Origin of the sequence: Lentibacillus sp. JNUCC-1 (assembly GCF_009741735.1) — a bacterium.
Lineage (GTDB): Bacteria > Bacillota > Bacilli > Bacillales > Amphibacillaceae > Lentibacillus_B.
The window spans coordinates 1,799,068-1,814,477 of the sequence record NZ_WHOH01000001.1; the positions used below are offsets into that span (position 1 = coordinate 1,799,068).

18 protein-coding genes are annotated in these 15,410 nt (G+C 44.7%); 17 read left to right on the plus strand and 1 reads right to left on the minus strand.

The window, feature by feature from the left end; genetic code table 11:
- Positions 1–15: 15 nt before the first annotated feature.
- From holB to rsmI, 6 genes are all read left to right on the plus strand, one after another.
- Positions 16–1,005: a DNA polymerase III subunit delta' gene (holB, locus tag JNUCC1_RS08310; RefSeq protein ID WP_156644932.1), complete on the plus strand. Its 990-nt coding sequence runs from the start codon at positions 16–18 to the stop codon at positions 1,003–1,005.
- 6 nt (positions 1,006–1,011) lie between these two features.
- A complete protein-coding gene (locus JNUCC1_RS08315) occupies positions 1,012–1,842 on the plus strand; it encodes a PSP1 domain-containing protein (protein ID WP_156644933.1) in 831 nt (276 codons plus the stop codon).
- Positions 1,843–1,857: 15 nt separating this feature from the next.
- Complete coding sequence (yabA, locus tag JNUCC1_RS08320) at positions 1,858–2,202, plus strand: DNA replication initiation control protein YabA (RefSeq protein ID WP_156644934.1); 345 nt, start codon at positions 1,858–1,860, stop codon at positions 2,200–2,202.
- Between the two features lie 69 nt (positions 2,203–2,271).
- On the plus strand, positions 2,272–3,012 hold the full coding sequence (locus JNUCC1_RS08325; protein WP_156644935.1) for a tRNA1(Val) (adenine(37)-N6)-methyltransferase: 741 nt from the start codon (positions 2,272–2,274) through the stop codon (positions 3,010–3,012).
- A complete protein-coding gene (locus JNUCC1_RS08330; protein WP_331713669.1) occupies positions 3,005–3,292 on the plus strand; it encodes a GIY-YIG nuclease family protein in 288 nt (95 codons plus the stop codon). Before JNUCC1_RS08325 ends, JNUCC1_RS08330 begins: the two co-directional genes overlap by 8 nt.
- Complete coding sequence (gene rsmI / locus JNUCC1_RS08335) at positions 3,270–4,148, plus strand: 16S rRNA (cytidine(1402)-2'-O)-methyltransferase (protein ID WP_156644937.1); 879 nt, start codon at positions 3,270–3,272, stop codon at positions 4,146–4,148. The genes JNUCC1_RS08330 and rsmI overlap by 23 nt, the downstream gene beginning before the upstream one ends.
- 32 nt (positions 4,149–4,180) lie before the next feature.
- Here the strand turns inward: rsmI and JNUCC1_RS08340 are convergent, their stop codons facing one another.
- Complete coding sequence (locus JNUCC1_RS08340) at positions 4,181–4,465, minus strand: AbrB/MazE/SpoVT family DNA-binding domain-containing protein (RefSeq protein ID WP_156644938.1); 285 nt, start codon at positions 4,463–4,465, stop codon at positions 4,181–4,183.
- Positions 4,466–4,690: 225 nt separating this feature from the next.
- On the opposite strand from JNUCC1_RS08340, the gene metG reads away from it, so the two are divergent.
- The 11 genes from metG to purR all read left to right on the plus strand — a co-directional run bounded on the left by metG (position 4,691) and on the right by purR (position 15,285).
- Positions 4,691–6,649 (plus strand): methionine--tRNA ligase, encoded by a 1,959-nt coding sequence (gene metG / locus JNUCC1_RS08345; protein ID WP_156644939.1) that lies wholly within the window; start codon positions 4,691–4,693, stop codon positions 6,647–6,649.
- 634 nt (positions 6,650–7,283) lie between these two features.
- On the plus strand, positions 7,284–8,063 hold the full coding sequence (locus JNUCC1_RS08350) for a TatD family hydrolase (protein ID WP_156644940.1): 780 nt from the start codon (positions 7,284–7,286) through the stop codon (positions 8,061–8,063).
- A gap of 261 nt (positions 8,064–8,324) precedes the next feature.
- Positions 8,325–9,578, plus strand: coding sequence for a G5 and 3D domain-containing protein (locus JNUCC1_RS08355; RefSeq protein ID WP_156644941.1), 1,254 nt, complete (start codon positions 8,325–8,327; stop codon positions 9,576–9,578).
- A gap of 135 nt (positions 9,579–9,713) precedes the next feature.
- A complete protein-coding gene (gene rnmV / locus JNUCC1_RS08360) occupies positions 9,714–10,286 on the plus strand; it encodes a ribonuclease M5 (protein WP_331713670.1) in 573 nt (190 codons plus the stop codon).
- Complete coding sequence (gene rsmA / locus JNUCC1_RS08365) at positions 10,276–11,160, plus strand: 16S rRNA (adenine(1518)-N(6)/adenine(1519)-N(6))-dimethyltransferase RsmA (protein ID WP_156644943.1); 885 nt, start codon at positions 10,276–10,278, stop codon at positions 11,158–11,160. The genes rnmV and rsmA overlap by 11 nt, the downstream gene beginning before the upstream one ends.
- A 162-nt stretch (positions 11,161–11,322) precedes the next feature.
- Positions 11,323–12,234, plus strand: a complete 912-nt coding sequence (gene yabG / locus JNUCC1_RS08370; RefSeq protein WP_156644944.1) for a sporulation peptidase YabG — start codon at positions 11,323–11,325, stop codon at positions 12,232–12,234.
- Between the two features lie 194 nt (positions 12,235–12,428).
- Positions 12,429–12,695, plus strand: a complete 267-nt coding sequence (gene veg / locus JNUCC1_RS08375; protein WP_331713671.1) for a biofilm formation stimulator Veg — start codon at positions 12,429–12,431, stop codon at positions 12,693–12,695.
- A gap of 104 nt (positions 12,696–12,799) precedes the next feature.
- On the plus strand, positions 12,800–13,150 hold the full coding sequence (locus JNUCC1_RS08380; RefSeq protein ID WP_156644945.1) for an SCP2 sterol-binding domain-containing protein: 351 nt from the start codon (positions 12,800–12,802) through the stop codon (positions 13,148–13,150).
- A gap of 90 nt (positions 13,151–13,240) precedes the next feature.
- Entirely contained in the window at positions 13,241–13,414 is a 174-nt protein-coding gene (locus tag JNUCC1_RS08385; RefSeq protein ID WP_331713672.1) for a small, acid-soluble spore protein, alpha/beta type, read from the plus strand.
- 130 nt (positions 13,415–13,544) lie between these two features.
- Positions 13,545–14,399 carry a 4-(cytidine 5'-diphospho)-2-C-methyl-D-erythritol kinase gene (gene ispE, locus JNUCC1_RS08390; protein WP_156644946.1) on the plus strand — a complete coding sequence of 285 codons (855 nt, stop codon included), beginning with the start codon at positions 13,545–13,547 and terminating at the stop codon, positions 14,397–14,399.
- A gap of 64 nt (positions 14,400–14,463) precedes the next feature.
- Complete coding sequence (gene purR, locus JNUCC1_RS08395) at positions 14,464–15,285, plus strand: pur operon repressor (protein WP_156644947.1); 822 nt, start codon at positions 14,464–14,466, stop codon at positions 15,283–15,285.
- Positions 15,286–15,410: the final 125 nt, after the last annotated feature.

Consider the following 15,410-nt stretch of genomic DNA (forward strand, 5'->3'; position numbering starts at 1 on the left):
AAGGGAAGTCTCTGTATGAAAACATGGAGCGATATGGCGGCAACACAGCCGCTCGCAGCAAAAATTATGACGAACAGCTTCAAAAGAGGGCGTATGTCACATGCCTATCTGATTCAGGGCGCGCGCGGAACCGGCAAGGAAGCGCTCGCCCTTTTGACGGCACAAACCCTCTTTTGTACTCATAAATCAGGGGTGGATCCGTGTGGAGAATGTGTCGATTGCAGGCGCATTGCAACAGGCAACCACCCGGATGTTCATCAGATTGTTCCAGATGGACAGTCCATTAAAAAAGATCAGATTGATCACCTCCAGAAAGAATTTGCTTACTCGGCTCTCGAATCCAGTCAGAAAGTTTATGTGATCCAGCGAGCTGATACACTGACGAATAACGCAGCCAACCGTATACTGAAATTCCTTGAAGAGCCCGAGATGGAGACGACCGCATTTATGTTGACGGAAAATAGTCAGGCTATGCTTGCAACCATTCGCTCGCGGTGTCAGCTCATCGACTTAAAACCACTTGATCCTGCAGCATTTCGAAAACAGCTTGTTGCAGAAGGTGTCAATGAACAAAGTGCCAGACTGCTAAGTGAAATAACGAACAATAAGACCGAAGCTGAAGCGCTTCAAGAAGATGTGTGGTTTGCAGAGGCGCGAAAATTAATGATACAATGGATGGAAATATCCTGTACCCAGCCAAAGGATCTGTACTTGTTTGTACATAACCGCTGGATGCCGCATTTTAAAGACAGACAAGAACAGGAACGTGGGCTGGATCTATTACTGCTTGCATATCGGGACATATTGTATGCGCATTTGGATAAATGGGATGGACTTGTCGTGTTCTCACCTGAAGATGAACGAATCGAACAAGGTGTTATGACATTCACCCAAGAGAAGCTGCTTCGCGTTTTACAGGATATTCTTGCGGCGAAACGGCAGCTTCAGCAAAATGTGCATCAGACGCTTGTAATGGAACAGCTGGCACTTCAAATACAGAGGTGAACAAATTTGATTGAAGTTATAGGTGTCCGCTTTGAAAAGGCGGGTAAAATATATTACTTCGATCCAGCCGGGCATGAGATCAGCACAAATGATTATGTGATCGTTGAAACGTCCCGGGGGATTGAGTTTGGTAAGGCAGTAATGGCAAAACGCGAAGTCGATGAGGAAGATGTTGTGCTTCCTTTGAAGAAAGTCATCCGTTTAGCTGATGAAGCCGATAAACGGACGGTTCTTGAAAACAACGAGGAAGCGAAAGAAGCGCTCGAAACCTGTTCCGATAAGATTACAGGACACGGATTGGATATGAATCTGGTCGACGTGGAGTTTACATTTGATCGCAATAAAATCATTTTTTATTTCACAGCAGAAGGCCGGGTCGATTTCCGAAGTCTCGTAAAAGACTTGGCTGCCCAGTTCAAAACGCGTATTGAACTGAGACAAATCGGTGTACGTGACGAAGCGAAAATGCTTGGCGGAATAGGTCCTTGTGGGCGCATGCTTTGCTGTTCCACATTTTTAGGGGACTTTGAACCTGTGTCTATTAAGATGGCCAAGGATCAGAACCTCTCTCTTAACCCGGCGAAGATCTCCGGGCTTTGCGGACGGCTGATGTGCTGCCTGAAGTATGAGAATGATCAGTACGAAGAGGCAAAACGAGAGCTACCGGACATGGGCACCTCAGTCTCAACAGCATATGGAAACGGAAAGGTTGTTGGGCTGAATATGCTTGAGAAGCTTGTGCAGATCGCAATTGGCGGCGAGAATGAACGTGTGATCGAATACACCGTGGATGAACTCATCGAAGAAGGTATTATAACTGCCCAAGCCACAAAATAGTGGGGTGAGAGAAGCATGAAAAAAGGGGAAATATTTGACCAAGTCTCAGACATGGAAAAGCAAATCGGGGAACTGTATGAGCAGCTTGGCGACTTGAAAAAGAAGCTGAGGCATGTTCTTGAGGAAAACAACCGCCTCGAGATGGAAAACCATCATTTGCGAAATCGTCTGGATGCAGAAGTTGAACAAGAAGCTGACCAAGAAATGAAAAAAGGGTTCACTGAAATCCCCGGTGAAGGCTATGATAATCTCGCCCGGCTGTATGAGGAAGGTTTTCATATATGCAACGTCCATTTTGGAAGTCCGCGCATGGATAAAGATTGTCTGTTTTGCCTTGAATTTTTGAACAAGACGAAGTAAACTGCCATAAAAGCTGTCCCGCATCGTGCGGGGCAGCTTTCTCAAATCAAAAAGAAATGGATGGTTTTCATGTGTGAATTATATGATGACGAGCGAATCGATTATGCAACAGCTGATGAGTCAATGAAGATCATCCAAAGCCCCAGTGTATTTTCATTCTCACTGGATGCGGTTTTACTGGCAGATTTCGCTTATATGCCTATAAAAAGAGGACGCATTCTGGATCTTGGAACAGGCAATGGGATCATCCCCCTCCTTTTGTCGCGACGCACACAGGCTGAGATAACTGCTGTCGACATTCAGCCCCGCCTTGTGGATATGGCAAGACGGAATGTGAAGTTGAATCACTTGGACGAGCGCATCACAGTGCTTGAGGGGGATTTGAAAGAGCTTCAACCTGTGTTAGGTCATAGCAGCTACGATGTGGTGACCTGCAATCCGCCCTATTTTAAAACCCCTGCTGCAACAGAACATAATCTGAACGAACATTTAACCATTGCCCGTCATGAATTGTATTGCACACTAGAAGATGTGATAAAGGCTTGTAAGCTTCACGTGCGACCGGGTGGCAAGGTATCGATGGTCCATCGACCGGGCAGACTGGTGGATATCATCACTTTATTCCGAAAGTACAAGCTGGAACCTAAGCGACTCAGATTTATTTATCCGAAACAGGGGCGGGAAGCGAACATGCTTTTAATTGAAGCAGTCAGGGACGGACGACCCGACTTAAAAATTCTGCCGCCGCTGTACATATACAACCATGCAGGTGATTATACGGACGAAGCCGAGGCGATCATCCGTGGATAAAGTGCATACGGTTTATATGCTCGAATGCAAAGACGGATCACTGTATACAGGCTATACGAATGATTTTGCCAAGCGATTGAAGGTTCACGAAGATGGGAAAGGGGCTAAATATACCCGTGGCAGGGGCCCATTCAAAGTTGCGCTTAGAAAAACGTTTTCGACAAAAGAAGAAGCCATGCAGATAGAATATCAGATCAAGCAGCTGTCAAGAAGCGCCAAGCTTGATTTGATCAGACAGGAAGGGGAGCCGCACGCTTATGCAGATCCAAAAAAGCTTTGATGCCGCACAGGGAGGAACGCTTTATATCGTGCCGACCCCAATTGGCAATCTGGAAGACATTACATTCCGGGCACTGAAAGTTCTGGAGACAGCTGCCGCTATCGCTGCTGAGGATACACGACATACGAGACGATTGCTCACCCATTTTAATATTAAAGTTCCCCTTGTCAGTTATCATGAACATAATAAACGCGCGCGTGAAGCTGAGCTTATTTCCCGTCTGGCAGCAGGTGAGAACATAGCCCTGGTGAGTGATGCCGGCATGCCTGGGATTTCAGACCCAGGCGAAGCGCTTGTGCAGGCGGCGATTGCAGAAAACCTGCCTGTCGTGGTGCTCCCTGGGGCCAACGCAGCACTCCTGGCACTCGTCGGATCAGGTCTTCCTGCTTCTGAATTTACGTTTATCGGGTTTTTGCCGAGAAAAAAGAAGGACAAACAGACGGAGTTGGAGCGCTTAAAAAGCCAACGGGCAACGATGGTTTTTTATGAATCCCCTTTTAGAGTAAAGGACACGTTGCAGGCGATCGCTTCCGTGCTGGGCGAGCGGCAAGTGGTGCTCGCACGGGAATTGACCAAGCGGTTTGAAGAATATATTCGGGGCACGGCTCAAGAGGTGCTGGAATGGGCTGATGATGAAGCGTTGAAGGGTGAGTTTTGTATAGTGGTTGAAGGAGCGGATGAAGCAGATCAGCAAACGGCAGCAGAAGACTGGTGGGCTTCCTATGAGGTTAAAGACCATGTTCAGCATTATATCGATGGTGAAGGCATGACAAGTAAAGAAGCAGTCAAACAAGTGGCTAAAGACCGTCACATTCCGAAACGGGACGTGTATCAGGCCTATCATGTTGAAGGGTAAACCATAAAAAAAAGACTGGCATATGCCAATCTTTAGTTGGATTCTCCAAAATATTCGTTAATGTCCTGAGCAATCTTTCTGGCTTCGCTTCGGCTTAGGACAAGCTTACCATCTGCGAGCCGCAAATTGTCTTCAGATACCTCACCGGAGATATGGGATGCAAGTTTAGGTTCATATTTTTTTAATATAATATGATCCCCGTCTACATAGATCTCCATGGTGTCTCCTGATGCAATACCTTGTGAAGTCCTGAGTTCTTTTGGTATGACAATCCGGCCGAGCTCATCAAGTTTTCTCGTGATGCCTGTTGATTTCATAAGCTGTGCCTCCTGTTGGATGGTTATTTGTATTGTGAGAAAAAGATTTTTAACATCGTATCAATAAATGTTGCACCCGTCAATATATATAGATACCCAAAAAGAACATAGATGAACCCTGTTTTGTATTACATAAAAGCCAAATGTGGCATTATAAATGAAAAATCGCTACAATAGGAAGTAGTTTTTACCCTGAACTTTCTACACGATTTAAGGAGGATGAACATGACCAGTGATCAAAAGACTTTTTATATAACAACACCGATCTATTACCCTAGCGGCAATCTTCATATCGGGCATGCGTACTCCACTGTTGCAGGTGATGCGATCGCACGGTATAAGCGCCTCAGAGGTTATGATGTAAGATATCTGACAGGAACTGATGAACACGGTCAGAAAATCCAGCGTAAAGCCGAAGAAAACGGTGTAACACCACAAGCTTATGTGGATGACATGATCGGCCGCATCAAGGCCCTCTGGACAAAACTGAAAATCACGAATGATGATTTTATCCGTACGACAGAACCGCGTCATAAAGAGATCGTTGAGAAAATTTTTGCCCAGTTAATGGAACAGGGTGATATCTACCTCGATGAATATGAGGGGTGGTATTGTACGTCCTGCGAATCCTTTTTCACCGAACGCCAGCTTGATGACGGTCATTGTCCCGATTGCGGCGGTCCGGTTGAGAAAGTCAAAGAGGAGTCGTATTTCTTTAAGATGAGCAAGTATGTCGACAGGCTCGTCGATTATTATGAGCAGCACCCTGGTTTCATTCAGCCGGAAAGCCGGAAAAATGAAATGCTCAACAACTTTATCAAGCCGGGCTTGGGTGATCTGGCCGTCTCTCGGACAACATTTGACTGGGGCATTAAAGTTCCGGGCAACCCGAAGCACGTGATCTACGTTTGGATCGATGCGTTGACCAACTATATCACAGCTCTCGGCTACGGAACCGATAATGATGAGCTGTTTCAGAAATACTGGCCAGCCGATGTGCATCTGATGAGTAAAGAAATTGTCCGTTTCCATACAATCTATTGGCCAATTATGCTGATGGCACTCGACCTGCCACTGCCGAAGAAGATCTTCTCACACGGGTGGATTTTGATGCGCGACGGCAAGATGTCCAAGTCCAAGGGCAATGTGGTTGACCCTGTGAAACTTGTCGATCGCTACGGGCTGGACGCCTTGAGATATTACCTGCTGCGGGAAGTGCCTTTTGGACATGATGGTGTATTTACCCCGGAAGGATTTGTCGAGCGGACCAATTATGATCTAGCCAATGATTTGGGCAATCTGCTGAATCGGACTGTTGCGATGATCGACAAATATTTTGACGGCTGCATCCCGGCATTCCGTCAAGGTGAGACAGAAGTCGATACAGACCTTGAGACATTCGCTAATGACACGACTAAACACGTGGAAGAAGCCATGGAGAACATGGAGTTCTCTGTTGCCTTGTCTTCGATCTGGCAATTGATTAGCCGCAGCAATAAATATATTGATGAAAATGAACCGTGGGTACTTGCTCGCGATGAAGCCAACAGTGAGCGTCTCGGCAATGTTATGGCCCATTTGGCTGAAACACTCAGAAAGACAGCTGTTATGCTTCAGCCATTTTTGACAGAGTCACCGAAAGAAATCTTCAAACAGCTTGGCATTCAGGACGAATCCCTGATGGAATGGGACCGCCTCAGTGAAAATGGCCTCATCCAAGAAGGCACACAGGTCCAGAAATCAGGACAGCTGTTCCCGAGACTCGACGTGGAAAAGGAAGTTGAAACAATAAAAGGTATGATGGCCAAAACCGCTCCTGAGAAAAAATCTCAAAAAGCAGAACAGCCAGCGCAAAAAGAAGAAATTGTCTATGACGACTTTATGAAACTCGATATGCGTGTAGCCGAAGTGGTCAAAGCCGATCGAATGAAAAAAGCCGACAAACTTCTGAAGCTGCAGCTTGATCTTGGGTCAGAAAAGCGCCAGGTTGTCTCAGGCATTGCCGAGCATTATGACCCAGAAGAAATCGTTGGCAAAAAAGTCATTTGTGTTACAAACCTAAAACCAGTGAAACTGCGCGGGGAAATGTCACAGGGCATGATTCTGAGCGGTGAAGACGAAAATGGAAAACTGGCACTGGCCTCGGTAGAACAAACACTGCCGAACGGCTCAGTTGTGAAGTAATACAAACGTCCAATTTTCCAACCCAAAAAGGCTGCCTGTTCAGAAGGCAGCCTTTTCAAATTTACAGTTCCTTCCCCAGGGAAGTTGATTTTACATCTAACCTTGACCAATAATCGACATAAACTGCGACATAGAGAAAACTAGAATCTAATATTATAGAAGAAACCTCACTTACTTAACGAGAATGACACTAACCACTACAATGAGAGTATCGTGATTTGCGCTGCGGGAAGTCGCTTTCCGCGGGCACGGCCTCAGCCTCCTCGCGGAAAAACCACCGCTGCGGGGTCTGCGGACTCGTGCTGTTCCCGCAGGAGTCGACTTCCCTCCGCTCCAATCACTTTATGTTAAAACAGTGCTTTGACCGTTCTGCTTACAAAAGTAATAGAGAAAGTTTTGCATTCTCACCAAGCTCGGGGAAAACACGGAGACTCCAGTGGGAGGATAAGCCTCGGTGAGACCCCGCAAGCGCGTTAGCGCGAGGAGGCTCAGCAGCGCCCACGGAACGCGGAGTGTTTTCCCCGAGCGGTTGCCAGGAGCAGTCATAACATCTGCTTAGTTAGTTCGCAGTTTATGAATGCTGTGTCTTAATTCAGTAATAGTAAAAGTCTAATTTTTAAAAGGAAGTGATGAGATGCTTTTTGATACGCACGTGCATTTGAATGCGGATCAGTTTATGGAGGATCGCGAGGAAACGATTGAGCGGGCAAGGGCAGCTGGTGTGGAATATATGGTCGTCGTCGGCTTTGACCGTAAAACAATTCCTTTGGCTATTGAAATCGCGGAACAATATGACTTTATCTATGCCGCGGTTGGCTGGCACCCAGTTGATGCAATCGATATGACCGAAGAAGATCTAAACTGGATTGAGGAATTATCAGCCCATCCAAAAGTGGTTGCACTCGGTGAAATGGGCCTTGATTATCATTGGGATAAATCACCCCATGACGTACAGAAAACCGTCTTTGCCAAGCAGATCCGGCTCGCCAAAAAACTCAATATGCCGGTTATCATTCATAATAGAGAAGCAACTGAGGACATTATAACAGTGCTTCAGGAAGAAAATGCTGCAGAAGTTGGCGGCATTATGCATTGTTACAATGATTCTGCAGATTATGTGCAAACCTGCCTTGATATGAATTTTTATATCTCATTAGGAGGCCCTGTCACATTTAAAAATGCCACAATGCCAAAAGAAGTTGCTAAAATTGTACCGGGGGACAGACTGCTCATCGAAACGGATGCACCGTTTCTTGCGCCTCATCCAAACAGGGGTAAACGAAACGAGCCAGCCTATGTCGCACTCGTTGCGGAAAAAATTGCCGAGTTGCGCGGGGTGGATGTCAAGGAACTCGGGAGAATAACAACTGAAAATGCATTTCGATTATTTAATATAAACCCTCATAAAAAGTAAGCAGAATTTGAAGACCGGGTCAGACAATGGCTCGGTCATTTCAATGTAAAAAAACACCTTGTCCACCTTAAAAAATGCAATTCCCCCCTAAAAAAATCCAGTAACTCTTCTTTTTGAAATCCCCTCTAAACCCGGTCGTGACAACACTTCAAACTCTTTCTCCAAACCTGTAATATGTTTGTAAACCAAACGTAACCCTCCTGGCTTTGACTTTACTTTAGGACCCTAATATAATCGGAGTCGTTGAAAGGAGGCAAAAGCATGAAAAATATTTCCAAGCTCTTGCCAGCCGCAAAGTTAAAGCTGGTTGTTTCAGGAATAGGTGTCATGATGCTTGCATTGTTCGCGGGGTATATGGTGTATGAATCCTCAAAGGCCGAAGTAACCGTTCATGCGAATGATGAGACTCAGACGGTGAACACACATGCAGATACGGTAAGTGTGCTGCTGGATGACATCGATATAGCAGTCGGCGAGCACGATTATCTGTCCCATGCACCGGAAGACAAGGTTGAAGACGGCATGACCATCGATTATGAAACAGCTAAAGAAGTTACATTATCCATTGATGGAGAAGATAAGACCTACTACACAACTACAGAAACCATTCAAGAATTCCTTAAAGAACATAACATAGCTTATAATGAAAAAGATGATATATCACTTGATCTGGATAAAGCAGTAGAAGACGGAGAAACGATCACAATAGACAAAGCATTCCAGGTTGCCATTAACGACGGTGGAAAGAAGAAAAACGTCTGGACGACCGGAGGGACCATCAAAGGATTGCTTAAAGAAGAAAAAATTGACATAGGTGATCTGGACAAAGTTAAGCCGAAGCTTGGTAAAAAATTGAATGAGGACACTACCATCGCCATTACGAGAGTGGAAAAACAATCTGAAGAGGTTGAGCATAACGTTCCATTCAAAACAGAAACAAAGCATGACAATTCACTTGAAAAAGGGAAAAAGAAGGTTGTCAGCAAAGGTAATGAGGGCAAAGTTGTCAAAACGTACGAAATCACCATGGAAAACGGTGAAGAAGTTTCACGCGACCTTGTGAAAGAGGACGTTGTTCAAGAAAGTTCAAACAAGGTTATTGCTGTCGGAACGAAAGAACCTAAACAGAACCTTGTAACGTTGGCCGATAAGAAGAGCAATCATACAAATACTTCAAAGACATCAAATGCATCAAAGTCGTCCAAACAGGAACCTTCCAATGGCAGCAAAACAATGACCATGACTGCAACAGCTTACTCAGCTTATTGTAACGGGTGTTCCGGCGTGACCCGGACCGGCATCAATTTAAAAGCCAATCCAAATAAAAAGGTCGTTGCAGTGGATCCAAATGTGATTCCGCTCGGCACCAGAGTGTGGGTTGAAGGCTACGGTATTGCAGTAGCTGCTGACACTGGCGGCGCCATCAAAGGCAACCGGATTGATCTCCATGTGCCTTCACAAAGCCAGGCAATGAGTTTTGGATATAAAAAAGTCAAAGTAAAAATACTTGATTAACATAAAGCCCTTGTCATGATTCTATGACAGGGGTATTATTTTTCTTAGTGGTACTTTACCCTGAGTACTTAGATATAAACAGCAATATAATAAATTCAGCCATTAATGCAGATGAATATAGAAAGAGGTACCCCAGTGAGAATTAAAGAAGTCATTGTCGTTGAGGGGCGCGATGACACGGCTAATATTAAGCGTGCCATTGCGGCAGACACGATTGAAACCAATGGATCAGCTTTAAACAACACAATTCTGGAACAAATCCGCCATGCACAAGCTAAGCGTGGGGTTATTGTATTTACTGACCCGGATTATCCTGGCCAGCGCATTCGCAGCTTGATTGACGAAGCAGTGCCAGGATGCAAGCATGCTTTTATCGAACGTGATGAAGCCCGTTCAACACGGCATTCGAAAGCAAGTCTTGGCATTGAACATGCCTCACCTGAAGCGATCAAGCAAGCCCTGGATGCGGTGTATGAGCGCCAGCCCGAATACACCAGTGACATCTCTCGCGAGGATCTTGTCATGCACGGCCTGATTGGCGGAAAAGAAGCGGCTAAACGGCGTGAGCGGCTGGGGTCGTTGCTTAAAATTGGACATACCAATGGCAAACAGCTTCTCAAACGGCTGACGATGTTCCAGATTACAAAATCAGAACTGGATGCGGCCATGACAGCCATAACGCAGGAGGAACATACAGATGAGTCGTAAAAAGTATATTGCCACACCGACACAGACAAAACAGATTTTAGATCAATATCGGTTCACATTTAAAAAGAGTCTGGGACAAAATTTCCTGATTGACGTCAATATCCTAGAAAATATTATCCATCATGCTGGTATCGATCAAACATCAGGTGTCATTGAAATCGGGCCTGGCATCGGCGCCCTGACTGAACAACTTGCTATTCATTCAGACCATGTGCTAGCCTTTGAAATTGATCAGCGGCTCTTGCCGGTACTTAAGCACACATTAAGCGATTATGATAATGTTTCTGTGGTTCATCAAGACATTCTGGAGGCAGATGTCAATCAAGCGATCAAGGCGCATTTTCATCCTGAGCAGCCCGTTCACGTCGTAGCGAATCTGCCGTATTACATTACAACACCCATCCTAATGAAATTGCTGCATGAAGATCTTCCTGTATCAACGCTGACGGTGATGATCCAGAAAGAAGTTGCCCAGCGTATGGCTGCTTCTCCGAGCCAAAAAAGTTATGGCTCCCTGTCAATTGCTGTCCAGTATTATACCGAAGCCCAAGTCGTCATGACGGTTCCCAAAACCGCGTTTATGCCGCAACCCAATGTGGACTCAAGCATTTTGAAACTTGTAAAACGACAAACGCCGCCTGTTGACGTGGTCGATGAGGATCTTTTTTTCACCTTGGTCAGAGCGAGTTTCGCCCAAAGGCGCAAAACACTTCGAAATAACCTTAATGCTTTTTACAAACAACGCCTTGATAAACAAGCGATCACTGACTTGCTGGAAGAGGCAGGAATTGATGGCACCAGACGTGGGGAATCACTCAGCATGGAGGAATTTGCCCAACTGACCAATACATTCGTCCAGGCGACACAAAATTAAACCGTATTTAAACACAAGAACAGCGTCTCATGATCAGACGCTGTTTTTTATGGAGAAAAAAAGAGCAACGACTTCACGTTATCTGTCACTTATTTTTCCAAACTCGCATAGGCTGATTGTCAAGGTCAATGTGTATTCGGGAAAGGGCGGTGAGGTGATGATATGCAATTGGCACAAGGTGAATTGGTGACACGGATTTCTTATGGTCATGACCTGTTGTTCAGAGTTGCTTCCATTCAAAATCAGAATGCGATTCTTCATGGTGAAGAGCTGCGACTGGAAGCAGATGCACCACTGGATGATTTAAAAAAAGCTGATCAGAAGGAAGTGCGGGAGATTCGGGAAACAAGCCGCAAACATGAAATGTATTCATACAGATTGTTCAGGCAGGATTATCAGCTGTTAAAAGAAAAACGTGAGTATGAATCCACGCAAGGCTATAACAAGGATATATCGTTTTTTCAGCTGCCAGCACAAGTACTCCATATAGACGGAGATCCAGTTTATTTGCGTAAATGCGTCCAGCTTTATCAGCAGCTTGGTCTGCACGTCCACGGGGTCCACGTTCACGAAAAGGAAATGTCCCAGCAAGTATCGTCTTTAATTGAGAAAATCCGACCTGATATTCTTGTCATTACCGGCCATGACTCTTATTCCAGAAATAAAGGCAAGCGGAATGACTTGCGTGCTTACCGGCATTCTTACGAGTTCGTTGAAACGGTTCGCAAAGCTCGAGAGACCGTATCGCAGCTGGATGAACTCGTCATTTTTGCAGGTGCATGCCAATCCCACTTCGAAAAACTTATCCGGGCAGGTGCTAATTTTGCCAGCTCTCCCACAAGAATCAACATTCATGCGCTGGATCCGGTATACATCGCTGCCAGAATTGCCTACACCTCTTTCATGGAGAAGGTTGACGTCTGGGATGTACTCCGCAATACACTGACAGGCGAAAAAGGGGTCGGTGGCATTGAAACAAAAGGGTTTTTGCGAACTGGCATACCGCATATTCAAGAAGGCGATGATGAAAAAGATACCACCGAAGAAGACGACGAACAACAGCATTCTTCTTAAAGCGTTGGCAATATTTTTTCCACTATCACAAAAAATAACAATAGGGATACATATTTTGTTAACATTTAGCAATAATATTAATGACAAATCGTGTATCTCTATTGACACAGTTTGTAATGTGTTGTTATAATTAAATATTTTATTTGACTACGATGCCAAAATGTGGTATAGTCAATACAGTGAGGTGGAGTATAGTGGGAAAAACATTAATCGAAATTAAGCAGCATCTCGAAAGCCGTATTGGTGATCGCCTAACACTCAAAGCCAACGGAGGCAGGAGAAAGACGATAGAACGTACAGGCACACTTGCAGAGATGTACCCGTCCGTTTTTGTTGTTGAACTTGATCAGGATGAGAATGCATTCGAGCGTGTTTCTTACAGCTATGCAGACGTACTGACAGAAAGCGTAGAACTTAGTTTTAGCAAAGATACATCAGAAGTCATCGCCATCGAACAGTAAACCCTCGCGTTTACTGTTTGTTTTTTTATAAAGTAAATAAGCTGGCCTTAGAGGTAAACAAATAGTGATGTATCATATATTAAGTATAATTGGGGGAAGTGCATATGGCAGAACAGTCGGTACATAATATGTGGCAAACGATTGAAGAGAAACTGAAAAACAACCCTGCACCGCATCAGAATATGCAGGGTGTATATGAAGTTCAGCTTAAAGATGAAACAGACGGTGTTTACCAACTCGAATTTGACCATGGGGAAATCACAGTTTATACAACAAAAGAAAAAGAACCGTTGTGCATTCTTAAAATGAAAACCGCCCATTTTAATGCGTTTCTAAAAGGTGAGTTAAACAGTACAACCGCTTTTATGACGGGCAAGCTGAAAATTGATGGTCAGATTGGACAGGCTTTAAAGCTTGACCAGCTCCTTAAGCAATACGATTTCAGCGACATATAAGCTTTGGCTGGATATGCCAGGTGTGATTTCTGCAATCCTGCACAAACTATGTGTGTCGCCAGGAAACTCAGGTGAAAGGGGTTGTCTGACGTGGCGAGACGCGGCGGAATCATGTCACAACAGATGAAAGAAGAAATAGCCAGGGAATTGGGTTTTTACGACACGGTTAAACGGGAAGGTTGGGGTGGCATCAGAGCAAAGGATGCCGGAAACATGGTGAAAAGAGCCATCGAAATAGCAGAAGAGCAAATGAACAGACCCTGAATAATTCAGGGTCTGTTTTCATTTATACCCAATTGTTGTGTTATTTTGGGCAGCAATTGATTTTCTGCTACATCAAACATGTGAATTATGATACAATCTTACATATAATCTTGCGAATGGGTGAGGAGCGATGGTCCTTTTCGAAAAAGCACCGGCAAAGATTAATTTGTCATTGGATATATTGAATAAACGTTCGGACGGCTATCATAATGTTGAAATGGTCATGACCACCATTGACCTCGCTGATCGGATCTCTCTTTATCCTGTTCAGGACACAGGCATAACGGTCATGGCTGACAATCAATATGTCCCCAATGATGAACGCAATCTTGCTTATAAAGCAGCCGAATTATTTAAAAAAACATACCGCATTTCCCAGGGCATTCACATTCACATTGAAAAAAACATCCCCGTGTCTGCTGGGCTTGGCGGTGGCAGCAGTGATGCAGCAGCTGTTTTACGCGGGTTAAGACGGCTGTGGAATCTTGAGACTGTTACAACGAATGACCTAGCCGATTTGGGAGCTGAAATTGGTTCAGATGTGCCGTTTTGTGTTTATGGGCACACCGCACTCGCTACAGGAAAGGGAGAAACGATTACATCATTACCAGCGCCCCCGCCTTGCTGGGTCGTACTGGCAAGGCCCGACATTGGGGTGTCTACACGCAATGTTTTTCCTCAATTGAATGTAGCACAATTACCGCCTCCATACACCGCCGGCGTTATGGATGCATTGAAAGCAAATAATTTGGACGCGTTATGCGCACATATCGGCAATCACCTGGAATCCGTCACATTAAAGATGTATCCTCAGGTCCAGCATATTAAAAGTAAAATGCAGCAGTATAACATGCCAGGTGTATTGATGAGTGGCAGCGGGCCTACCCTTTATGGACTGACCCCCTATTACAGCAAAGCGAGACGTGCGTATAACGGTTTGAGCGGTTTTTGCCACGATGTTAAATTGGTGCGAATAATGGGATGAGTATTGCCTGAACCCGAACATTAATGATATATTAGATCTAAACATTCGGTTCTGAGGTGTAAGTATGAGAAGAAGCCAACGTTTGGTCGTGTTAACACAGTTTTTTTTAGAAAATCCCTATACTCATATCCAGCTTTCGTCTTTTGTGTCCAGAATGGAAGCATCAAAGACATCCATCAGTGAAGATTTGGGTATACTCAATGACGTATTTACAGCTGAAGGCACAGGATATCTGGATATAACTGCAGGAGCGCAAGGCGGTGTTAAGTATATCCCTTCCATGTCTCATGACAACATTCATGATTTTATCGGCGGGCTGTGCAAACAGCTGGAAGACCCTTCACGCCTTTTAACTGGCGGATATTTATATATGAGTGATATTCTTGGCTACCCTCATACTGTCCAGCAAATTGGACGTACGTTTGCTTCAGAGTTTGCAGATCGTGATATCGACCTCGTCATGACTGTTGCCACTAAGGGCATACCACTGGCATACGCTGTGGGCCAATATCTCGGGGTTCCAGTTGTGATTGCCCGCCGTGACCCGATCGTCACAGAAGGATCCTCTGTCAGCATCAATTACATTTCAGGGGCGACCCGAAAGATTCAGACGATGGTACTGCCGAAAAGGAGCCTGACAATTGGCTCAAATGTATGTATCGTCGATGACTTTATGAAAGCAGGAGGTACCATAACCGGTATGATTAATCTGCTGAAAGAATTTGATGCGAATCCTTCCGCTATAGGTGTTCTGGCTGAAGCCGATGATGAAGAAGATGAACGCATTGTAGAAGATTACACATCTTTAATTAAAATCATGGATGTTGATGACAGACAGGGTAGGATTTCTGTCCAGCCTGGTAACATTATCCAACAGAATAAATAATGCCTAAACCTTCTTTATTAGTCGCATATAAAGAAGGTTTTTTTTACATAGTGGTATTTTTCTAAAAAAAATATTATTTTTTTGATTTAAAAAGAGGAATTTATGTGATTATGTAGAATATAGTA